The organism is Stieleria maiorica, from assembly GCF_008035925.1.
GTDB lineage: Bacteria > Planctomycetota > Planctomycetia > Pirellulales > Pirellulaceae > Stieleria > Stieleria maiorica.
In genome coordinates, this window is sequence record NZ_CP036264.1 from 2,276,463 (window position 1) to 2,298,909 (window position 22,447).

Consider the following 22,447-nt stretch of genomic DNA (forward strand, 5'->3'; position numbering starts at 1 on the left):
TTCTATCGCCCCGCTTCGATCAGCGGTTTGGCGCCCTGATCGATCAGCATTGCAGCGACGTTACGTCCCAGTTCGATCGCGACGCGTTGCCAGTCGTCGGAACTCAAGTCGATGGGGGTGTCGGCTTGGGATTCCAAGCACGTTTTGCCATCGGCCGACAACACGCGGGCGATCAAATTCAGGGTGACCGATGGCTGATCTCCGCCGCCGCGTTCGGTCACGGTTCCCAGGGCTGCGATCGGAGCCAAACAGCCGCCGTGCAGGTCGGACAATAACGTCCGCTCGGCCGACGTGCACGCCGCCGATCGCGGGACATTGATGCGGGAAACCACCGAAACGGCATGGGAGTCGTCGCCGCGGACTTCGATCGCCAAGGCACCTTGGCCGGGGGCGGGCAGCATCAGGTCCAGCGGCAATTCGACGCGGGGTAAATCCATCATCTCCAGCCGTTCGATTCCCGCGGCTGCCAAAATGATCGCGTCATACTCGCCGTCATGCATTCTCTGCAGCCGCGTTTGCACGTTCCCGCGGATCGGCAACACTTCCAGGTCCGGGCGGACTTTCAGCAACTGTGCGGCGCGGCGGCGGCTGCCGGTCCCGATGCGTGCGGCATGCGGCAGGTCCTCGAGTTCCGTGCCCGCCGGCGAGACCAGACAATCGGCGACCGTTTCACGCTCCGGCGAGGCCACCATCCGCAGCCGGGGGTGGGGCTCGGTGGGCAAATCCTTCATCGAGTGCACCGCGACGTCACCTTCGTCTTCCAGCAGCGCCTGCTGGATCCGTTTGGTGAACACACCGACGGATCGTTTGCCGTCGATCGGCCGCATGTCGACGTCACCACTACTGACCATCGGCACGATTTGCGGCGGCAGCGTCCGCTCGGCCAGCAGCCCGGCGACGTGGCGAGCCTGCCACAGGGCCAGCGGGCTTTCACGCGTCGCGATTCGCAGGACACGACCGTCCCCGTTTTCAGCGGGCAAGTGGGAGGGCGGGGGATTGGATATTGACGGTTGATCCGATGCTGGCAAGATAACAGGCCGAGTTCGAGTGAGGAGAAACCGACGTGTCGGGCGACATTCACCCGTCTGCGTCTTCCGGATCTTAGAGTAACGTGCCGGATCCGATTCCGGCAACTCCTCCGGTCTTGCGGTATAGTGACAGATCGGCGGCAGTCGTTCGGAATCACGAACGGAATCACGAGCGCGGCCCCATCGGCCCGGCGGCGAAACCGAACACCACGCGACGATCCATTTGCACCCGCCGCGCCCCGGCATCCATCACGTTGAACAATCCACTCCACAACAGCGACGATTCGACGCCCGATTCGCTATCCAGCGAATTTGAAGGGGGAGTCGTCGATTCGGCGGAGTTGAAAAGCGCGCCGTCCTACCGCGACGCGGTCAGCGCCGATCCGGCGACCTGCGAGATCGGGGATTTGTCCGAGCCGGAGATTGACCTGAGCGTGGCCTCGGACCAGGCGTTTCCCCCGGACGATGATTCTGAATCAAGTGCGCCGCGAAAAACGAAAACAAGAGCCAAGCGCGCGCCGACCGAGGAAACGGTTCCCAAACAGATCGGCGAGTACCGCATCACGGGCTTGATCGGTTCGGGCGGCATGGGACAGGTGTTCTCGGCCGAGCACGTGCGGATGCAACGCAAGGTCGCGCTGAAAATCTTGCGCGGTGATCGGATGTCCGATGAAGCGTCGGTGGAACGATTCTACGACGAAGTGCGTGCCGCCTCGCGCGTGATGCACCCGAACATCGTCACCGCCTTTGACGCCGGCGAATTCGGCGGGATCCATTATTTGGTCATGGAGTATGTCGACGGGATGACGTTGACGCGACTGGTCGCCAAGAACGGCCCGCTGTCACCCGGGATGGCCGCCGCGGTGATCCGACAAGCCGCATTGGGGTTGCTGCATGCCCATCGCGCCGGAATCGTGCACCGCGATGTCAAACCCGGCAACCTGATCCGTGCGGAGGACGGGACGATCAAGGTCCTGGATCTGGGGCTGGCCCAAATCAGCAACGTCCTGTGGTCCGAAGACGGTCGCGAACTCGGACGCGTCCAGGACCCGGATTCGCATCACAAGCGCAAAGGCCGGTTGATCGGAACGCTGGCCTACATGTCACCGGAGCAACTCGAATCGCCCGATGAAGCCGATCCGCGGAGCGATATCTATTCCCTCGGCGCGGTGCTGTTCTTTTTATTGACCGCCAAACCACCGTATCAGGGTGAGTACTTGGACCAGGTCTATGGGCACCGCCACGGAGAGATCCCGGACCTGATGCAGCTGCGCAGCGACGTCGATCTGGGGCTCAGCAATCTGTTGCGGCGGATGATGGCCAAACGGCTCAGTGAACGCTACGCGTCACTGGACGAGGTCGTGGAAGATCTGGGGGCCTATGCCGAGGAATCGCACAGTCCGGCTTGGTTGGCCGAGTTCATCAATCGGCAAAGCAGCGGCAACGATTCGACGATCTCCGGGGGATCCACGGCGATCGCCAACCAGCCCGTGTTTGCGATCGAGATGGCCATGTTTTATGCGGCCGCGGCGGAATCCGTCCAAGGGATCGGGATCCACAATCTGACCGCCGGCGGCGACGACCAACCGTTGTTTCGGATGGCGATTGCCAACGATCACGGCAGGTTGCTGTTCGACATGGACGCCAATCAAATGCGTCTGACCGCGCCCCGCAGCGTCGTTCATTGCTTGCCGATGTACATCGGCAAGGACATCGTCCGCCGCGAGATCGCCGGGCGGCATTGCCCGCCGGAGGTGTTGCTGGCGCTGGCCATTCGGCGAATCGTTTCCAACGGTTGGCCGGGGCACGCCATGCCCAAATTGGCATCGATGGTGGTTCCCGCCTGTTACGACCAGTTTCATCGTCGCAGCATCAAACAGGCGTCGCGATTGGCGGGGCTGGAATCGGTTCGATTGGTCGACCGCAGCGTCGCGGCCATCCAATCCTTGTTGATGGACATCGACGCTGCGGTGGTCAGCGAGAACAAACCGATCGACATCAATTCGGCCGAAACGATGTTGTTTATCGGATTGTCCGGCCAAGCCACCGAGGTCGCTCTGGTCAAACGCGACGGCATGCAATTGACGCAACTGGCGACCGCCGGCCATTGGCACACCAGCATGTTGAGCTGGCAGCATCGCCTGGTCACACTGGCCGCCGAAGCATTTCGGCGCCGTCACGGGTTCGACCCGACCGAACACACCGTCACGGCGTCGCGATTGCAGGTGTCGTGCGAGCAGGCGATGAATTCGTTGCTGATGATGCCCGAGGTCACGATCAGTGTCGACAAAGACGATGCGTCATGGTCGATCACCGTGTCGCGGCAGAAGTGGCTGGAACAATGCGCCGATTTGATTCACGGGATCCGCCGCGACATGCATTCGGTTTGCCAGCAGGCGGGCGTGCATCCCAAAAAGATCGATTCCGGCGTGATCCACGGACCGTTGTTGCGGATCGAGGAATTGCAGCACCGCTTGTTCAAAAAACTGTCGCCGGAACTGGATATCCGCGTGGTCGATCACAGCGACATCGCTCGAGGGGCGGCAGCCTGTCTGGCCGCCGAATTGCCGCAGCGCACGGATTTGCTGGTGCCGCCACGATGCGTGTCTAGCCAAACGATCGGCATCGTCGTCGAAGACAGCCGCGGGCGGCGCCGCATTCTGCCGATCATCCCCCGCGGCACGAAATTACCGGCGCGCACCAACCGCAAACTCACGATCGCCAAAGATCGATTCTCCATGACCTTGTCGGTCGTCGAATCCTCCGGCGTCCGCGGCGACAAGTGGCACTCGCTCGGACGCTACGAATTCAACGTCGATAAAGATTCCAACAACCAACTGAAACGAACCCGCAGCATCGGATTCGAATTGAACGTGGACGGGTTGTTGACCGTCCGTGCCCAAACGCCCGGAACGCCCGAAAGCAAACGTTTGCCGATCATTCCCGAGCCGCTGTTGGACCCCAGGGACGAACCCGAGTGGGCCCGTTGGGTGTCCGCGTTGGATGTGTGATCAACCGCTGACCGAGATCACGGCCTTGATCACCCCGGTTTCGGGCTTGGTGAAGGACTCGAAATCCGTCAACACCTTGTCCATGTCGGTGCGGTGGGTGATCCACGGATCGGTGTTGATCAATCCGCCTTCGATCAATTGGATGATGCGCGTGAAATCACCGGGCAAGGCGTTGCGTGATGCCAGGATGGACGCCTCGGGCTTGTGCATCGTGGGGTGGCGGAAAGTGATTTCGTCGGTCGTGATGCCGACATAGACCAATGATCCGGTGCTGGCCAGATAGTTCAACGCGCCGCCCATCGAATGACGGTTTCCGGTCGCGTCGACGATCGATTGATAAAGGTCGCCGCCGGTCAATTCCTTCATCCGCTCCAGCTCGCTGCCGTCCCCTTTGAACTGCACCGTGTTTTCGATGCCGTAGTTATCGCGGACGAATTCCAAGCGGTCGGGGTTCATGTCCATCACGCTGATCTTTGCCCCGGTGAATTTGGCAAACTCCAGCGTCGCCAGTCCGATCGGGCCCATCCCAATGATCATCGCGTGGTCGGCCGGTTGCGGGTTGGCTCGGTCGTTGGCGTGGCAGCCGATCGCAAGTGTTTCGACCAGTGCGAGTTGGTCGAAGGAGAGCTTTTTGGACGGGTGCAGTTTGTCGGCGCGGACCAGGAACGACTCGCAGAGTCCGCCGTCCATCATCACACCGATGACTTTCAAGTTTTGGCAGCAGTTGGTCGCTCCTCGGCGACAGGGGTAGCAGGTGCCGCAGTTCATGTAGGGTTCGACGCTGCAGCGATCGCCGGCGGCAACGTTCGTCACGCCTTCACCGACCGCGACGACTTCGACGCCGAGTTCGTGGCCGGGGATTCGCGGGAAATCGAAAAACGGAAACTTGCCCAAGTAGCAACTGATGTCCGTCCCGCAGACGCCCATCCGGTGAGTGCGGACCAGAGCCTGTCCCGGTCCGGGGGCCGGCGGTGATTCGATTTCAATGGGCTTGAGCGTTTTGACTTCACTGATTTGGATCGCGCGCATCGATGGGTTACTCCAAGTGATAAATGCGTTTGGCGGTACCGCCGAAAATTTGTTGTTGTTCGTCGCTGGAAAGTTCAGCGGCCAGTGACCGGACGGTTTCCAGCCAGTGATCGTAATGGGTGCGTAGCAGACAGACCGGCCAATCGCTGCCGTACATCAACCGGGACGGGCCGAACGCGTCGAGCACGATTTCCCAGTACGGCCGGACCGTTTCGATGTCCCAACACGAGTCGACGACTTCGGTGACGACGCCGGAAAACTTGCACGATAGATTCGGCAAAGTTGCGATTTCGCGGATCTGTGATTCCCACCGCGCGTCGACTCGGCCGTCTTTGACGGTCGGTTTCGCGATGTGGTCCAACACCATCGGGAGGTCGCCGTGTGTGCGGACGAACTCAATGGAAGGTTCCAATTGTCGTGCGAAGATCAAGACATCGTAAACCAGATCACGGCCGGCCAATTCGCGGATCCCGCGATTGAAGTCCGCGCCCAAGATGAAGCGATCATCGGGTTCATCCTGGACGACGTGCCGCAGTCCTTTCAGTTGACGATTGTCGGCGAAACGATCCAGTTGTGCGGTGACTTGATCGGACGCGAAATCGACCCAGCCGACGACGCCCTTGATCAACGGTTCCGATTCCGCCAACGCGAGCAGCGTTTCGGTCTCTTCCAACGTCTGTCTGGCTTGGACGGAGACGAAGCCATCGACGCCGTTTTCAATCGCAAGCGTTTTCAGCTCGTCGGTCCAGAAATCGCGTCGCAACACCGACATCTGGTCGTTGATCCATGGATACTGATCGGCGGAGTAGGTCCAGAGGTGATGGTGTGAGTCGATCAACATGGCCGGTCAACATCAGGGCGGGTGCGGGGAGAGCTGCTTCGGAGAGCAACGGGCAAGAACGGATGCCGGCTTCACCGTAGCTGCCGTCGCCAGACGGCGGTCGTTCCACGCTCTGGCGAGCGTCGCTACAAAGTAAACGGCATCCGATGATCGTCGACAAGCCACCTTTGCCCCGCTTCGTCCCGGCTCGGTCATCCCAGCCGTGTTTTGTGAACAATCGGAAGGACCCGGACAATCGCCAACGCTGGCAAACCCATGACCGATTCACCGAAATTGCAGATCGGCTGGTCCGGCGTCCGATGCACACCCTACGGCAGCCCCTTATGCCGACTGTCAGCTGCGCACGCACCTCTTCCCGGCCATCGCCCACCCTTCCGGCGACCACCGGCAACTCGTCCGCGGCGGCAATGGCCGCACCGATTCAACCTACCCAAAATTCTCATGTCTGAATTCGTCGCCCCCTCAGTTGATCCGGATCTTGACGACGTCAAAAAAACTCGCAAAGCGAGTCGCAGGACCGATGCCGCTCAATCGCCGCTGGAAACCTACTTACGCGAGATCAACGAGACGGCGTTGTTGACGGCCAAAGAAGAGCTCGAATTGGCCGCCCGCATCGAACAAGGTGATGTCGAAGCGCGTGACCGCATGGTCCGGGCCAACTTGCGGTTGGTCGTCAACATCTCACGCGGCTACACCGGTAAAGGCCTCAGCCTGCAAGACCTGATCGAGGAGGGAAACCTGGGCCTGCTACGGGCGGTCGAGGGATTCGACCCGACCGTCGGAACCCGGTTCAGCACCTACGCCAGCTACTGGATCAAGCAATCGATCAAGCGGGCGCTGATCAACAGTGCCAAAACGATTCGCATTCCCGCTTACATGGTGGAATTGTTGAGCAAGTGGCGACGTGCGACCGCGCGGTTGAGTGAAGAACTCGGCCGCACGCCGACCAACGAAGAAGTCGCCCGTGTGTTGGGGTTGCCCAAGAAGAAGCTGCCGATCATTCGCAAAGCGATCCGAATCAGCAACAGCACGCCGCAGAGCGACCAGAGCGAATCGGGGTGGTCGCTGGGTGAGATGGTGATGGACGAACGGCTCAAGGCCCCCGACGAAATGATGCTCGATCACGACATCTTGCGCCACGCCATGGAGCTGTTGGGGGACCTGGAGGAACGCGAGGCGATGGTCTTGAAACTTCGGTTCGGCCTGGACGGCAGCGAACCGAAAACGCTCAAGGAGATTGGCGCCGAATTGGGGCTGACCCGCGAACGCGTTCGGCAGATCGAAACCGAGGCGCTGCGCCGGCTCGCCGATGGCTTGACCGACCCCCGTGAACGATTCGGGCTGTAAGGATCATCGCGACGAAACGGACTGCGTCTCGGGGTACGATGGCCCTTTCGGGCCGTCGTCCACAGGGGGCTTCCCGCGAGGACCTAGAAAGGACGTCGTACGGGCGAACCGCCGGTTCTTATCGCAGCACCACCGAATTCGACACCGAGTTCCCCAGGTGCTCGAAATCGGTGAACGACCAGACGACGTTTTTCTTGCGATCGATTTCGACGATCTGCGGCTGACCGGGGCCGGCGTGACAATTGCCGACGATGATGTTGCCGTTGTCTCGCACCTGCAGCGTCGTCACCCACGCCAGCGTGATGCCTTTCAAGTCGTTCTGGTCGACCTGCCACACGATCTCTTTTTCCGGCGTGACTTCCAGCACACTGTGCCCGTTCCCGGTGCCGATCAGCGTGTTCCCGTTGGGCAGACGCAGGGCGCTGAAGACCGAGTCGCCGAAAGCCTCCGGCCCGTGGCCTCCCAGGGGCTGTTTGCCGAACAACGGCACGTCGTACTCCCAGACGATCGCTCCGTTTCGGGTGTACTCGCGAACGTAACCGTCGCCTTCTTGAGCGACCAGATACGTCCAGTCGTCGCCGGCGATGATCGGGCGGACCAACCGCGTGTCGCGGTGAGGGTGGGGGCGGTCGCGTTTGAGATTGAATTGTTTGTGAACGTTTCCTTCGCGGTCGATCTCGTAGATCTTTCCTTCGCCGCTGAGCGCCACCATCAGCTTCTCGCCGGGCAGCGGCGCGATCGAATGCAATTCGACTTTCTTGGCCGTTGCCAGCCGGAGTGCGTCAAAGGACCAGACGACGTCACGGCTGTTCGCGTCCAATTCAACGATTTCGGTTCCTTGGTGCGTCAGCACGTTTCCGTTTGGCAGCACATGGATGTCGTGCGGTGCAGCCTTCAGTTTTACCGACGCGGTCACTTGGCCGTCGGAATCGAACCAGTAAAGCGTATTACGTTCGTTGGCGACCAACGGGGACCCGGCGGTCAGGGGAGCGGCCAGGATCAGCGCAACGGACAGGCAAAAGAGGAATCGCATGGATGGGATATTGGAAAGGGGGAAAACGGTCATGAGATCGCAGCGGGAAAATCGCTGTCGAAGTGGGGTTCAATTTCCGCGATGCTGGGTAGCCCGGCTCGGGCCAGCAATTGATCGAGTTGTTCTCGGCGTTGGCGCGGGTCCTGCGGTCCGGCGGTGGAGGGTTGATCCGCATCGGGGCCTCCGAGATCGGATCCGACCTCGCGTATCGTGGCGGCGAATCCACGTCGCCATTTCGCTTCGATCAGTTTGAATCCGATCACGACCAACGCGACGATCACCCCGATGGTGATGCCCCCGGTCTTCCAGTTCCCGGTGATCAACGCAAACAACACGAATGGCAAGCACACCAGCACGGTCAGCAGACCCACCAGCTTCGCCATCAAACCCTTGAAGGACTTGCCGAGTTCGCCGAGCATCATGGCCGGGTCGATGTGTCGGGTCATCAGGAGGATGGGGACCAGTGGGCCGAGTGCCTGAGCGGCGGTCATGGGGGTTCCGGCGGGGCCGCTGATGCGGCATTGATGCTGGTAGCCATCGGCCTCGATGCACTGCACGTCCCAGTCCGTCCAGCAATGCGCCATCTCGCCTGCGACGGATCGGATCTCGCGTCGGCCCCATAGATCGATTCGGCGCGCCGGCACATCAAACAGGACGGCTTCGCTGACGTTGCGTTCGGCGGGCACGTCGTAGGCCGGCAGCGATTTTAAACGCGCCAGCGGGTCGTCTTCGTTGCGAACCACATCCGACGTGATTTCACCGATCAGGCGATGCTGGACCGTTTGGTCGTCGTCCACGATCGTCACCCAGGCAAAGAACTCGTCTTCGCCATCGGGATCAAATTCTTCGCAATGCGGCGTTTCCTCGTCCAACGTTTCACTACGGAATTCCAGCGGATCAACGTTAGCGTCGACGACTCGCAATCGCTGCGCACTGGCGTGGCTGATCGAATCACCGGCGGCGATTTGCAGGTCACACATCGAATCGGCGTACAGGATCTCGAACCCCGGCCAGGCTTCGGCGATCAGGGTGTCCAGCAGTTGCTGCGACCGCGGTTGGTCGACCTCGTCGTTTTCGCTGTACCACAGCAATGCCTGGGCGTCATAATCGATCACCGCACCGGCTTCGCAATCGGTGTCGAATTCGTTGACCGGTTCACGGCCGGCCAGCCACTGGTGCAACGCATCCTGACCCCAGACCAGCTGACGCGCGAAACAAGCCGCGCCGTAGGGGTCGATAAACATGGTGGTTTCCCCGTCGCGAATCAACGCAATCAGTGCGGCCTGGATCATCTTCGTCGGTCTGCTGGTTTACGGTTGCCAAGCGACACGTCCGCCGCGCTGGATGTGTGCACGAAGCGAGCGTTTCAGCTGGCTCGTGATTCGCGGGTTCTTTCCGATCACGTTGTGTTCTTCATACGGGTCGATCTCTAGATCATACAGTTCCAGCGGTGAGAACGGGTCGTTCTGCATCAATTTCCATCTGCCGCGGATGAGAGCATGGTAGGCGCCGCCGACGTATCGATTGTTGCCTTCGCGACGGACAAAGTACAGTTCCCGGGGTTCGTCGGGCATCGGTCGGTCTTGCAAAATCGGCATCAAGCTGACCGCGTCCGACTCCGGGTCCCGCACGGCGCCGGCCAGTTCCAAATACGTCGCCGTCAGGTCAAACGTCAACCCAGCATAGTCCGATTCGCTGCCGGCGAGGCTCTTGTCCAGCGGGCGAATGATGAAGGGGACTTTTAATCCGCCGTCATAATGGCTTTGTTTGCCCTCGCGCCAGGGCAGATTTCGCTGGCCGTGTGGAATTGATCCGCCGTTGTCACTGGTGAAGGCGACGACCGTGTTGTCGCGAAAACCCAGGCTGTCCAGGTGCGTCAGAAATCGCCCCAGATGGAAGTCCAAGTGCTCCACAAAGGCGACGTTCAATGCCCGTTTTTCATCCATGTCGGGAAAACGCTCTTTCGTACGGTCCAACCAGTCCGGCGGCGGTTGGATCGGGAAGTGCGGCGCGTTGTAGGGCAGATACAGAAAGAACGGTTGCTCGGGTGACTTGTTTCGCTCGTCTACGTAATCGATCGCCCATTGGGTGAACAACTCGGTCGCATGGCCCTCCGGTTCGATCGGATCGGCGTTGTGACGCATGAAGTTGATGCCGCCACGACGATGATGGTAATAGTCATCCATCATGTCACCCAGAAAGCCATGGAACAGGTCAAAGCCGCGTTCATTGGGCGTGTTGGGTGAGCTTAACCCCAAGTGCCATTTGCCGACGATCGCGGTATGGTAACCGGCATCGCCCAACCGGTCGGCGATCGTCACTGCGCCGGGGGCGAGGTACCCCCACGAATCCGGCGGCGAGGTCCGAATCACACCCGGCACCCCGACACGATCGGCATAGCGACCGGTCATGATCGCCGCACGCGTCGGCGAACACACCGTGCAGTTGGCACGCATGCTCGTAAACGTGATCCCTTGGGCGGCCAGGCGATCCAAGTTGGGTGTTCTTAAATCCGGTGCCCCCTGATAGCTGACATCGCCGTATCCCAGATCATCGGCCAGAATCAGCACCAAGTTGGGACGCTCTGTCGACTGCGCCGTCGCCAGCGATGTTGTACCGCCAAACGCAATCAGACTTGCCGCGGCAGTGAGGGCCGATCGGACGAGTCTGCGTACCGATGGAGTCACCAATGGTCGGCGACAACATGCCCGGGCCAAGCCAAGAAACTGAATCATCTCGATCCTTCCGTTAAAATTTCAGACAATGCTTGATCCTCTCACCTGGGCGCAGAAAAAAACAGGAGGTCGCTGCCCTGTCGACCGGACAGTGATCCCCTGGTGGTATGGAACCTAAACACTGTTTCCGGGCAATAGTTTCTTCTCTCCAACCGCCCAAGTCAAATCTCGTCAGCGAACCACTCGCACACTTGATGTGTTAACCGAGAACCCCAACTTTCGGATCAGGTTTGATGCCGGTCCAACTTGGGAACCCGCTCAATCGAATCTGACGTTTCATGTCGCCGACGTGACCTTCCGGCCAGGCGTCAATCGGACGCTTCGGTTGAGTCAAATGAAACAGCTCGCACGACGATGCACGGGCGTGCTGGAAGGTTTCAATGACGGCAATTCCGATCGTCAAGTGTTACGTTTGTTGCCGAAGCCGATCTTTCGATTCGGTAATTCAAATGTCAAAACCGGGGGCGATGCCGTCGACGGTGCCATTTTTGTGTTCGCCCAAGGCAATGATCCGGAGATCTTGTTGATCATCGAAGCGACGCTTGCCGAGGGGCAGCCTGTGTGGCGTTATGCCTTCGCCAGAGCATCCTCCGCAAAACTCTCCGCAGCGTTCGACGGAGAAACGGTTTGGACCGCTAACAAATTCCCTGACGACTCGGTCGCTTCCGGTCCACACTTTACCGTCCGCCAAGCGATCGATTCGATTGACTAGCTGGACAGCGCCACTTTGGCGTAGCTACGCTCGCCAGAGCGTGGAAAACCCAGGGGATCCACCTTCCGGCGAAGGTAGCTACGTTCGACCGGCGATCCACAGCGTTTCTTCAGCAAAGTGGCGCTGTCCAGCTAGTGCCGCGTCCAAATCGGGACGCGGCTAGCGACCGAGGGTCTGAGAGGACCGATAGGACACATGCGACATAGAGGTCCTATTGGTCCCATCCGTCCGATCGCACCCAACTCCCTTCCATGCGGCAGTCACCTCCGGCGCGTTGATGATGAGAGCTCGAACGTCAGCGGCGGGCCATCTTTCGTTGCTTGCGAAACTGGTTCGGGTTGGTCGCCTGGCCGGTGACTTCGTACAAGAACTGACTGGGGATCGTCGGCACGGGCTTACCCCATTTGCGCCGCGTCAGCGCCATCGAAAGCGTCAGTTGTTCTTGGGCGCGGGTGATTCCGACGTAACACAGTCGCCGTTCTTCGGCGATGTCTTCCTCGCGGCCCGATTTGACGCTGCGCGAATGCGGCAGCAAGCCTTCCTCCATCCCGACCATATAGACCACCGGGAACTCGAGGCCTTTGGCGGCATGCAGGGTGAGCAGCCAAACGGCGTTCTGCATCGCCAGCTTGTCTTTTTCATTGCCCATCTCGCGACCGGAGAGGGCGATGTCGGCCAGGAAACCGGTCAAGTCGGCGTCGTCGCGATTGTCTTCGAAGGCGCCGATCGCGTTGGCCACTTCCCCGAGTGATGCCATGCGGTTTTGACGGTCTTCGGGCTCGTCGTACAGCCGGTTGATTTCATCGGCGTACGCAGTCCGCGTCAGCAACGTGTCCATCGCCGCGGACAGCGATTCGCTTTTTGCCCGGGCGGTGACGTCGGCAAACACCGATTGCAGGTCGGCGACGCCGCGTTGGGCCGCCGGGGACAGATCGGCAACGATGTCACGGCGTTGCATGATCTGCCAAATGGACACACCGTCGGCCACGGCGTGTTCCATCAAGGTCTTTACCGTTTTGGGGCTCATCCCTCGCGACGGCGTGTTGATGATCCGCAACAGCGACACTTCGTCATCGGGCTGATCGATCCATTTCAGGTACGCCACGATGTCGCGGACTTCGCGGCGATCGAAAAACGATTGGCTTCCCAGCATGACGTAGGGGACGTCGGCCTTGCGCAATTCGGTTTCGAACAGACGCGGTTGTTCGTTGGTGCGAAACAGGATCGCGATGTCGCGCGGTTGGATGTGTTCGTTTTCGATCAGGTGTTTGATCTCGCCGACGACCGATTGTGATTCTTTGGTTTCGTCCTTGTGCTGTGCGATCCGCGGCCGCACGCCGTCGGGGCGCGAGGGGCGAAGCACTTTGTCGTGGCGTTCGGCGTTGAACTTGATCAGCCGGTTGGCCATTTCCAGGATCGCGCCACAGCTGCGGTAGTTCGCCTCCAGACAGACGATTTTTGCGTCCGGCCAATCGTTCTTGAAGTTCAAGATGTGAGTCACATCCGCCCCGCGCCAGGCGTAGATCGACTGGTCATCGTCGCCGACGACGCACAGGTTGCGGTGCTTGCCGGCCAAGTGCTTGGTGATGCGGTACTGGCTGCCGTTGGTGTCTTGGTATTCGTCGACCAGGACGTGGTCGAATTTACCCGCCTCGGCGTCACGGATTTCCGGATGCTGGTCGAACAGGACTTCCGTTTGCAGCAGCAGGTCGTCGAAATCCATCGCGCCGCGCGTCTTGAGGCCTTCCTGGTAGCGGCGGTAGCCTGCCGCGGCCAAGTGTTCCTTGTCGGTCGACGCGACCATCGGGGCTTGGTCGGGATGAATCGATTCGTTTTTCCAGTTGCTGATGATCCCCAGCAAGTCCCCGGGCTTGAGCGCCGTGCCGGGAAGTCGCAACAGGCGGAGGATTTCGCGCGCGAGTGATTCTTGGTCGCTGCGATCGTAGATCGAGAATTTTGCCGGATAGCCCAGCGCGGTGGCGTGTCGGCGGAGCACGCGGACGCAGTGGGCGTGGAACGTGCTGATCGTCGGCTCGGGGCGTTTTTCGCCCCTCTTTTTGCGTTTGCCGGCATAGCCGAGTAGCTCGCCGACGCGTTCTTTCATTTCGCCGGCGGCCTTGTTGGTAAATGTGACCGCCAGGATCCGATCCGGAGCGGTTCCGTGGCGGATCAGGTTGGCGATGCGAAACGTCACCACACGCGTCTTTCCGGTCCCGGCGCCGGCCAACACCAGCAGGGGACCGGAAAGGGTTTCGACGGCGTCCGATTGCGCCGGGTTCAATCCGTGAGCCAATGAAAGTCCTTTTGGGGTATCGAAACGAGGAGCGTTTAGCGAAGCGCGTCGCGGTCGACGACGGGGTCGGCCGAACCGGTCGCCAGCAGCACCATGTTGCCTTGTTGGGGTTGGTTCGAATTCATCAGCGTGCGGTTGAACGGGATGTAGTAGCACGCATAGGTCCCCGTGGTCGTGTTCAACACATAGACCACCGACGACGCCAGGGGATTGTTATTGCTGCTGGGCATATCGACCAGTCCCGTTGTCATCATGTACTCGGCCCCTTTGCCGGATCCCAAGGCGTCGTGAACGTTGACCACGAACAGCCCCAGAAACTTTCCCAACCGGGGATACATGACGGAACATTGCAGCAGCCCCGAGTTGTGGTCCAGCACGAACAAGCCTTCCGCACGATCGCTGATGAATCCCGTTGCCATCGAAAACTTTTCGCTGGACACCGCGGCGGTGGCGTCCAAGGTCGGCAGCTTCACCCCCAGCGGATTTGCCTGTTGATCCGCGCCCGCCGCGGCCTGACGCAGGGCATGGGTCTGACCGGCGTAATACGCCGCGGCAAAGATCGACGCCAATGTGACAACGGCCAGCAGGGGGATCGACCGACGGCGAAGGAACGATCGCTGGTCAGTTTGTGGAGGATGGTCAACCATAAAAATTCTGCTCCGTGCGGCAAGGATGGGGGGACAGGCGGTGATCGAAAAGTGAACCCGCGCTCCGGGGTCCGCGTTTCTGGGACGCGAGAGACGGGGAATTGTAGGCCAGCCGACGTGTCTTTACGATTGCGGGCCACGCGAGATTTCAATCCCACGACGAAAAATTGTCCCTGTTTGCATCACCGAGGTCAACAAAATCCCTATGGGCATCAATGAACCCCTGAATCGAAAACTCCGCATGGCGCTCGTCGGCGGCGGACAAGGCTCGTTCATCGGTCGGGTCCATTCGATCGCCGCCTGCTTGGACAATCGCGCCGTCTTGACCGCCGGGGCACTCTCGAGCAACCCCGAGCGGGCCAAGTCATCGGCCCCGGACTACGGGATCGAAGACTCACGCGCCTACACCAGCTATCAGGAGTTGATCGAATCGGAACTGGCCTTGCCCGAAGACCAGCGGATCGATTTCGTCAGCATCGCCACGCCCAACCACGTCCACTTTGAAGTCGCTCAAGCAGCCGTCAAAGCGGGGTTCAACGTCGTCTGCGACAAACCGATGACGTACGACCTTGCCCAAGCCGAACAGCTTCTCGAAACGGTCCAAAACAGCGACGTCGTTTTCGCGCTGTCGCACAACTACACCGGTTACCCTCTCGTCCGTCAGGCACGCGCGATGGTGCTGGCCGGAGAGCTGGGTGAAATCAACGCGATCCGATCTCGGTACATCCAAGGCTGGCTGCGTGATTCGATCGAATCGGACGATCAGAAACAGGCCGCCTGGCGGACCGATCCGACCAAAAGCGGTGCGGCCGGGGCGTTCGGTGACATCGGCACCCACGCCTATAACCTGGGCCGCTTCATGACCGGGTTGTTGCCCGAACAAATCAGTTGCCACCTCAAGACCTACGTGCCCGGACGACGGTTGGACGATTACGGCACCGCGGTGATCCGCTATGAAAACGGTGCCCTGGGAACCGTGACCGCGTCGCAGATCAGCCACGGACGCCATTGCGGTTTGGAAATCGAAATCGATGGCACCAAGGGCTCGTTGACCTGGCACCAAGAGAACCCCAACGAAATGTCCTTCCGCCGCAACGGAAAAGCACACCAGATCTTGGTTCCGCCGCCCGAACCGGAGTACCAGGACCGCATGGGCGCCGGCGTGTGCCGTTTGCCCGCCGGACACCCCGAAGCCTTCTTCGAAGCGTTCGCCAACATTTACATCGGGGCCTTTGATGACATGGTCAAGCGGGCCGCGGGGCAACCGTTTGACGGCCGCGATTCGATCTATACGAATTGTTATGACGGCGTCGAAGGCATGTACTTTATCCAACAGTGCGTCGCCAGCAGTGGTCAGGATGCCGCCTGGGTACCGCTGCGGCACGAAGCGGCGCGGCGTTAATGCGTGTGGCCGGGTTTTCGGGTAGCCGATGGGTTCGGAGAGTCGCCGTGTTCTCCGAACTCGGCGAGCGCGTCAAAGCGGAGCTGAGCCCGCGCCGACCTCGGAGAGGACGGCGACTGTCCATTTGCGTGAAGAAACCCTGATGTCAAATTCCCCAAAAAACGTTGCAGTCATCTTGCCCGCCGCCGGCAGTGGCCGGCGATTCGGTCGCGAAGAGAATAAGCTGTTCGCGGCTCTTGCCGGCGAGCCGATCTGGATCGTCGCCGCCCGGCGTTTGCGAGTTCACCCGAGGGTGTCGCGGATCGTGATGCCGGTTTCGGACCAGGACCGGCCGCGATTCGAAGGCGACTTTGCCGATCACGTCCGGAAATTGGGGATCGAATTGGTCGCCGGCGGTGCGGAGCGAACCGAGAGCGTGCTGTCGGGTCTAAGTCATGTCGCCGAGGACGGTTCGGTCGGCTTGATCGCGATCCACGATGCGGCCCGTCCGTTGGTCCGCCGCGATGACTTGGACGCCGTGTTCGCCAAGGCCGACCAGACCGGTGCGGCGATCCTGGCCGCGCCCGTGACCGCGACCGTCAAACAGTCGCTCGACGCGGGGGTGTCGTGCCGGACGGTGGACCGCAGTACCCTCTGGCTGGCCCAGACGCCACAGGTCTTTGCACTGGACGTCTTGCAACGCGCTTACGCCAAACACCGCGGCCGGCCGGCAACCGACGACGCCGAACTGGTCACGCGGATCGGAGTCGACGTGGCGCTGGTTCAGGGGGCGCCGGACAATTTAAAAATCACCCATCCCAATGACTTGGTCGTCGCCGAGGCGATCCTGAAAACTCAAATCGAATCCCATCATGCCTGAAAAAGACCTGATCGAAGAACTGCGTTGGCGCGGCTTGATCCACCAAGTCACCGACGAACAGGGCCTGAAGAAGCTGCTCGATTCGCAGCCCCAGACGATCTACATCGGATTTGACCCCACTGCGACCAGCCTGCACGTTGGGTCAATGATGCAGCTGATGTTGCTGCGGCGGTTCCAGCAAGCCGGACACCGCCCGATCGCCTTGGTCGGCGGTGCGACGGGGATGATCGGCGACCCGACCGGCAAAAGCGAAGAACGCAACCTGCTGTCGGCCGAACAATTGCAAGCCAACATCGCCGGCGTCGAAGCCCAAATGCGGCAGTTCCTTTCCTTCGAAGGCGACCATGCGGCGCTGCTGTTGAACAACTTTGATTGGATGAAAGGCTACAGCTACCTGGAATTCTTGCGCGACGTCGGAAAGAACTTTCCCGTCGGCACGATGATGGGCAAGGAATCCGTCCGGGCCCGGCTGGGCAGCGAAGCCGGCCTCAGCTACACCGAATTCAGCTACATGCTGTTGCAGGCCTATGACTTCGTCTACCTGTGTCGCGAGCACGGCTGTCTGATCCAGGCCGGCGGCAGCGACCAGTGGGGCAACGTGACCGCCGGCATCGATCTGGCCCGACGGATGCTGGGCAAGCAGGTCTTCGGGATGACCGCCCCGCTATTGACGACCAGTGACGGCCGCAAGATGGGCAAAACCGAAAGCGGCGCCGTTTGGCTGGACCGGAATCGCACCAGCCCCTACGCGTTCTACCAGTACTGGTTGAACGTCAGCGATGACGACGTAATGAAATGCATCGCCTATCTGACCGAAATCGAGCGTGTAGAATACGACGCGCTGGCGGAAGTGACCGCGTCGGATCCGGGACGCAACACGGCCCAAAAACGATTGGCCGAGTGGATGACGCAGTTCGTCCACGGTGACGAGGGATTGAATTCCGCGCTCAAGGCCAGCAAAACCCTGTTCGGCGGCGAGATCGAAGCGATGGACGACGCGATGCTGAACGAGATCTTTGCCGACGTGCCCAGCCAGGAGATGGCCCGCGAGGCGTTGTCCGGCGAAGGGTTGTGGGTCGTTGAAGCATTCCAGCAAGCCGGGCTGGCCAAGAGCGGCGGTGAGGCGCGGCGGGCGATCAAAGATGGTGGTGCGTACATCAATAATCAACGCGTCACCGACATGAACCGCCATTTGGTCGAGTCCGACTTGGCCAGCGAAACCGTGATGGTGCTCCGTAAAGGCAGGAAGAATTACGCGCTGCTGCGGTTCTCGCACTAGTGGTCCGTTGAATCTGTGCTGGCATCGCATGCCAGCGGGACGTGTCAGCGAGCGGCCGATCTTTCTTTAGGCGAATCCGCCTGGATCAGCTAGACTGACGAAACCTTCGTCTCCGCCCGAGGTTTCATCACCATGAGCACTCTAAAAACTTCAGTTTTCGCGGTTTGCTGTGTTTTCTTCCTGCTGGCCCCCTCGCCGGCATCCGCCCAGCGCGGTGGCGGTGACCGGGGTGATCGCGGCGGCGGAGATCGGGGAGGCGGCGGTTTCCGTGGCGGCCCCGGTGGCGGATTCCCGGGCGGTGGCCCCCCCGGCGGAGGCGGTTTTCGCGGCGGCCCCGGCGGCAGCCCGTTCGGCGGCGGTGATCGCGGCGGTGGCGACCGCGGTGGCCGTGGCGGCGGTTCGCGTGGCGGATTCGACCCCAGCAGCTTTCTCAGCCGCCTGGACCGAAACGGCAACGGGACCATCGACCCGGACGAACAGGAAGGCCCCGCGCAGTTTCTGATCCAGCGTTTGCAGTCGACCGACCCGAGCATCAAACCGGGCCAGCCGATTTCGATCAAACGAGTCACGGAGTCCTTTCAGAAGATGCAAGAGCAGCGTGGCGGAGGCGACTCGTCTCGCGGCCGCGGTGGTTCCGGCGACGATTCGCTGACCCCCGAGCTGCTGGTTCCGGGTTTCGGCACCGACGCCCCTCCGCCGATGCTGGCCGGATTCGGTCCGGCCGCGGAAATGATGGACGTGGTGGTGACCGATGAGGACCGTCGACAAGCCGCCGAAACGATTCGTCGCTACGACCGCAACCGCGACGGCGTGCTGCAGAAGGACGAGCTTTCCAGTCGCTTCTCCGGCAACCCGATGGATTTCGACCGCAACAAGGACGGGCGATTGACCGACGGCGAATTGGCCGTTCGTTACGCCCGCCGCCGCGAGTCCTCGGAAGATCGTCGCGATGACGACCGCAATCGGCGCCGCGACAGTGATCGCAGCGGCGATGTCGAACCGCCGGACGTCTACGGCGGTCGCAAGTCCTATCGCATCACCGGTGACAAGCGATTGCCCGAAGGTTTGCCGGGGTTCTTTACCGATAAGGACGCCAACAACGACGGCCAGGTCGAAATGGCGGAATTCGCCAGTAAATGGGATGACCAGACGGTCGGCGAATTTTTCCAATCAGATCTCAACCGCGACGGCGTGATCACCGCTGACGAAGCGATCCGAGCGGTCGAGCGGGGCGCCAGTTCCTCCGCCGCGACCACCATGGCCTCCACCGCGTCGTCTTCCTCCGGAAGCAGCTCCGCCCCGGCAGGCGAGATCGGCACGCCGGACGACAAGATGATCAGCTATGCCGAACGCATCATCGGCCGCTACGACGAAAACAACGACAAGAAGTTGGTCGCCAGCGAATGGAAGAAGATGCTGATGAGCCCGGCCGACGCCGACGCCAATCGCGACGGAACCATCACCGTCAACGAATACGCCTGGTGGATGCAGTCGCGGTCACGCAAGTAACTGCCAGCGGGACGCATGAGCGAGCGGCCGTGACTCAACTCCACCGCCAGCGCGGGCCACTGGCTCGCCGGCCTGTTGGTTTAATGAGCCGACGGCGCTAGCCGCGGGCCCAGCGGTGACAACCTTGCCTTTGGGGGCCCGTGGCTAGCGCCATCGGCTCACGATTGCTTCGGTTGTGACTAGACCCGACAGCCCCGCCCGCATCTCCTCAGGTCCGGATCGGGCGTTTGCTCAGCCGGGTGACTTCATTGATAAAGTCTTCGGCGGAATGGAATTCCTGGTAGACGCTGGCAAAGCGGATGTAGGCGACTTCGTCCAAGCGGGACAGATGCGCCATGACGATCTCGCCGACCTCCTTGGCCGGAATTTCGGTCTCGTATTCCTGGTAGATCTCCGTCTCGATGCTTTGGACGATCTGCTCGATCTTGTCGCTGGGGACGGACCGTTTGCTGCAGGCGCGTTCGATGCCGCGTCGAATTTTTTCGCGATCCAGGGGTTCACGGGTCTGGTCGCGTTTGACGACGCGCAACGTCAGTTGCTCAATTTTTTCGACCGTCGCGAACCGGCGGTTGCAATTGGTGCAGACCCGCTTGCGGCGGATCATGTAACCGCCTTCGGCCGTCCTGGTGTCGAGGACGCGGTCTTCATCAAGATGGCAAAATGGGCAGCGCATGGGCGACCAGTCGGAGCAAGGCAGGAGGTCAAATTTCTATTATCTGGCCAAATGGCGGAAAAACGCAAGACCGCGCCCTTTTTTGTCGCCGGAGCCACGTATCTGCTAGACTGTTTGGATTCCAGCGAACCGGGGGCTTTCTAGGGAGCGATTCAAACCGTGACGGCTTGGTTTTTACAACGAATGGAAGGCAACGTTCAAACGGAAGTGGGACCGTTGCGTCCGAGCGAATTGTTGGCAATGGTCCGCAAGGGCGAGATCAAACCGGAGACGCGGTTGCGCAAGAATGACTCGGCATGGTTTCCTGCCAGCGACGTCGGCGGTTTGTTCGAAGCCGCGGTCCGTCAAGAGATCCAGTATTATTGCCCGGCGTGCGGACTGCGGATCGACCAGCCGCCACGGACCTGCCCGCGATGTCTGCGTGACATCGGGCGTGGGGAAGCGCGCGAGATCAAACCGGAAAAGATGACGGCCAACATCGCGTTGAGCGGGGAGGCGGAAGAGCACAAGGAGGAGCGTCAGAGCGTGCAGAACTGGTTGCAGAAGAAGGTCAGCGGCAGATCAAAAAAATAGCCGCGAGATCCTCCCCGCGATCGAGTGTTTGCTCGTCGCGAGGAGAACCGGGCGGCTACTGGGTGAATCGTCGTGATCGGATCAGTATCGCAGTTCGATACCAAACGTTCCGCCGTAGAACAGCAAGCCGTCGTTCATGTCGATGCGGCTGCCCAAGGCGTTGGTGACGGCGGCGTCGATTTGACCGGGGACCAGAGCGGTGTTGGTGATGTACAGGACTTCGCCGCCGCCGCGGATCGACAGGATTTCTCCCAGCTGATACCTCAGCGCCAAGCCGACATCAAAGACGCCGCAGAAGTCGTCGTCGTCGCGGCTGGTGCTGAGCACCGTGGTGCCTTGATTGCGAAGCCGGATTTCGGAATCCGCAAAGTTGTAGTGGACGCCGATCCGGGCTCGCAGATCGGTGTAAAGGTTCTGCGTCAGCGGATTGAGCAGGTCGAGTCCGAGTTGAAGGCCGACCATCGTGTTCTCGGTGCCGGCCGTCAGATCGGCGGAGGACGCAAAGATGTCTTTTTGTGACGCGTACCCGAAGTCTTCTTCGACGCGGATCAATCGACCGCCGAACAGCACTTTGGCAACGTCCCAGCCGACGATCGTCTTGTTCAGCTCCGCGCTCCAGTACTCGGTGTTGTAGAACTGCGTTTGCAGGTTGGCATCTTGAAAGGGATCCAGGAACGAGCCGTCAAAGTTTTGCGGGTGTGGATTGGCGGTGGTCGGCGGACCATCACCATCGAACAGGAATGAATCGATGTTGCCCGGCGAGTTCGTGTCGACGACCCGCAGGCTGCGATTCCACTCGGTCGGTCCGGTGAAAGTGAACTCGTATCCGTTGACGCAATTGGGCAGCGTCCCGAACGTGATGCGGGGCATCCATTCGAAACCGAAATCATCCATGCGTTCGTTTTGGGTCAAACTGAACCCGTCCTCGCCGTTGCGTTCCATGTACATCGCTTCGACGATCACGTAGTAGTAGGGATCACAGGGGACGCCGCAGGCCATGCTTTGACCGCCGTAGCCAGACATGCCATAGCCGCCGCAGGCTCCGTTGCAGGAATGCTGCATGCAGCTTTGGCAGGCGTATCCGACTTGAGCGACGCCAGCGGAGTCGGCCGAGGCGAAGTCGCCGCCGACGGCGTGGGCGATCGATCCGGGGGCGAGTCGGCCGGGGCGGACGTCCGCCGCGGTGGGCACGTCCGAGGCGGAGAGGATCTTGGTTCCGGGGGTGAACATCGCGGCCGCGCCGGCCGGATAGCCGGCGGTCGCCTCGGAGGGCGTCGGCTGGCCGGCACCGAGCGTGCCCACTAATCCGGTTTGCGCCGAGGCGGTCGCGCCGCCCACAGCGATCGTGGCGGCCGCGGCGATCGCCAGAACCCTTGCGGCGTGACGCCGGAGGACGGAGTGGATCAGAGGGCTGTTCATGTCGAACCTCGTTGACTAAATCGCTGCGGAACAGTTCCGCGATGAATCAGTGGTTAG

Annotated in this window: 18 protein-coding genes; 8 read left to right on the forward strand and 10 right to left on the reverse strand. The window is 60.8% G+C overall.

Translation table 11 applies throughout. The features are described from left to right. Positions 1-2 precede the first annotated feature (2 nt). Positions 3-980 carry a hydroxymethylbilane synthase gene (gene hemC, locus Mal15_RS07720; protein ID WP_261344616.1) on the reverse strand — a complete coding sequence of 326 codons (978 nt, stop codon included), beginning with the start codon at positions 978-980 and terminating at the stop codon, positions 3-5. A gap of 302 nt (positions 981-1,282) precedes the next feature. Here hemC and Mal15_RS07725 point away from each other — a divergent pair, with 302 nt between their 5' ends. Beyond that, a complete protein-coding gene (locus tag Mal15_RS07725; RefSeq protein WP_147867227.1) occupies positions 1,283-4,039 on the forward strand; it encodes a protein kinase domain-containing protein in 2,757 nt (918 codons plus the stop codon). Here Mal15_RS07725 and Mal15_RS07730 read toward each other — a convergent pair whose 3' ends face one another. Both Mal15_RS07730 and Mal15_RS07735 read right to left on the reverse strand, forming a co-directional pair. Next, positions 4,040-5,068 carry a zinc-binding alcohol dehydrogenase family protein gene (locus Mal15_RS07730; protein WP_147867228.1) on the reverse strand — a complete coding sequence of 343 codons (1,029 nt, stop codon included), beginning with the start codon at positions 5,066-5,068 and terminating at the stop codon, positions 4,040-4,042. It abuts the gene before it with no gap. A 7-nt stretch (positions 5,069-5,075) separates the two neighbouring features. Next, the gene (locus Mal15_RS07735; RefSeq protein ID WP_147867229.1) at positions 5,076-5,909 is read right to left on the reverse strand and encodes an amidohydrolase family protein; all 834 of its coding nucleotides are present in this window, start codon (positions 5,907-5,909) and stop codon (positions 5,076-5,078) included. 441 nt (positions 5,910-6,350) lie between these two features. On the opposite strand from Mal15_RS07735, the gene Mal15_RS07740 reads away from it, so the two are divergent. Then, the gene (locus Mal15_RS07740; protein WP_147867230.1) at positions 6,351-7,256 is read left to right on the forward strand and encodes a sigma-70 family RNA polymerase sigma factor; all 906 of its coding nucleotides are present in this window, start codon (positions 6,351-6,353) and stop codon (positions 7,254-7,256) included. Positions 7,257-7,374: 118 nt separating this feature from the next. Here the strand turns inward: Mal15_RS07740 and Mal15_RS07745 are convergent, their stop codons facing one another. Genes Mal15_RS07745 through Mal15_RS07755 form a run of 3 tightly spaced genes read right to left on the reverse strand, consistent with a single transcriptional unit; the run spans position 7,375 to position 11,024 of the window. Next, positions 7,375-8,289, reverse strand: coding sequence for an outer membrane protein assembly factor BamB family protein (locus tag Mal15_RS07745; RefSeq protein WP_167546673.1), 915 nt, complete (start codon positions 8,287-8,289; stop codon positions 7,375-7,377). A 29-nt stretch (positions 8,290-8,318) separates the two neighbouring features. Next, positions 8,319-9,581 carry a hypothetical protein gene (locus tag Mal15_RS07750; protein ID WP_147867232.1) on the reverse strand — a complete coding sequence of 421 codons (1,263 nt, stop codon included), beginning with the start codon at positions 9,579-9,581 and terminating at the stop codon, positions 8,319-8,321. Between the two features lie 18 nt (positions 9,582-9,599). Then, complete coding sequence (locus tag Mal15_RS07755; protein WP_147867233.1) at positions 9,600-11,024, reverse strand: sulfatase-like hydrolase/transferase; 1,425 nt, start codon at positions 11,022-11,024, stop codon at positions 9,600-9,602. 196 nt (positions 11,025-11,220) lie between these two features. Here Mal15_RS07755 and Mal15_RS07760 point away from each other — a divergent pair, with 196 nt between their 5' ends. Next, positions 11,221-11,736: a hypothetical protein gene (locus Mal15_RS07760; RefSeq protein WP_167546674.1), complete on the forward strand. Its 516-nt coding sequence runs from the start codon at positions 11,221-11,223 to the stop codon at positions 11,734-11,736. Between the two features lie 295 nt (positions 11,737-12,031). Here Mal15_RS07760 and Mal15_RS07765 read toward each other — a convergent pair whose 3' ends face one another. After that, complete coding sequence (locus tag Mal15_RS07765) at positions 12,032-14,029, reverse strand: ATP-dependent helicase (protein ID WP_147867235.1); 1,998 nt, start codon at positions 14,027-14,029, stop codon at positions 12,032-12,034. Between the two features lie 35 nt (positions 14,030-14,064). Beyond that, positions 14,065-14,676, reverse strand: a complete 612-nt coding sequence (locus Mal15_RS07770; RefSeq protein WP_147867236.1) for a hypothetical protein — start codon at positions 14,674-14,676, stop codon at positions 14,065-14,067. Between the two features lie 205 nt (positions 14,677-14,881). On the opposite strand from Mal15_RS07770, the gene Mal15_RS07775 reads away from it, so the two are divergent. The 4 genes from Mal15_RS07775 to Mal15_RS07790 all read left to right on the forward strand — a co-directional run bounded on the left by Mal15_RS07775 (position 14,882) and on the right by Mal15_RS07790 (position 19,725). After that, positions 14,882-16,078 (forward strand): Gfo/Idh/MocA family protein, encoded by a 1,197-nt coding sequence (locus tag Mal15_RS07775; RefSeq protein ID WP_233903338.1) that lies wholly within the window; start codon positions 14,882-14,884, stop codon positions 16,076-16,078. Between the two features lie 142 nt (positions 16,079-16,220). Beyond that, entirely contained in the window at positions 16,221-16,937 is a 717-nt protein-coding gene (ispD, locus tag Mal15_RS07780) for a 2-C-methyl-D-erythritol 4-phosphate cytidylyltransferase (RefSeq protein ID WP_147867237.1), read from the forward strand. Further along, the gene (gene tyrS / locus Mal15_RS07785; protein ID WP_147867238.1) at positions 16,930-18,216 is read left to right on the forward strand and encodes a tyrosine--tRNA ligase; all 1,287 of its coding nucleotides are present in this window, start codon (positions 16,930-16,932) and stop codon (positions 18,214-18,216) included. The genes ispD and tyrS overlap by 8 nt, the downstream gene beginning before the upstream one ends. Before the next feature lie 132 nt (positions 18,217-18,348). Next, positions 18,349-19,725 carry an EF-hand domain-containing protein gene (locus Mal15_RS07790; RefSeq protein ID WP_147867239.1) on the forward strand — a complete coding sequence of 459 codons (1,377 nt, stop codon included), beginning with the start codon at positions 18,349-18,351 and terminating at the stop codon, positions 19,723-19,725. A 208-nt stretch (positions 19,726-19,933) separates the two neighbouring features. Here the strand turns inward: Mal15_RS07790 and nrdR are convergent, their stop codons facing one another. Next, positions 19,934-20,398: a transcriptional regulator NrdR gene (gene nrdR / locus Mal15_RS07795; RefSeq protein WP_147867240.1), complete on the reverse strand. Its 465-nt coding sequence runs from the start codon at positions 20,396-20,398 to the stop codon at positions 19,934-19,936. A 159-nt stretch (positions 20,399-20,557) separates the two neighbouring features. Between nrdR and Mal15_RS07800 the strand changes: the two genes are divergently transcribed. Next, positions 20,558-20,971: a DUF4339 domain-containing protein gene (locus tag Mal15_RS07800; RefSeq protein ID WP_147867241.1), complete on the forward strand. Its 414-nt coding sequence runs from the start codon at positions 20,558-20,560 to the stop codon at positions 20,969-20,971. Positions 20,972-21,052: 81 nt separating this feature from the next. On the opposite strand, the gene Mal15_RS07805 is transcribed toward Mal15_RS07800, so the two are convergent. After that, complete coding sequence (locus tag Mal15_RS07805; RefSeq protein WP_147867242.1) at positions 21,053-22,390, reverse strand: hypothetical protein; 1,338 nt, start codon at positions 22,388-22,390, stop codon at positions 21,053-21,055. Positions 22,391-22,447 lie beyond the last annotated feature (57 nt).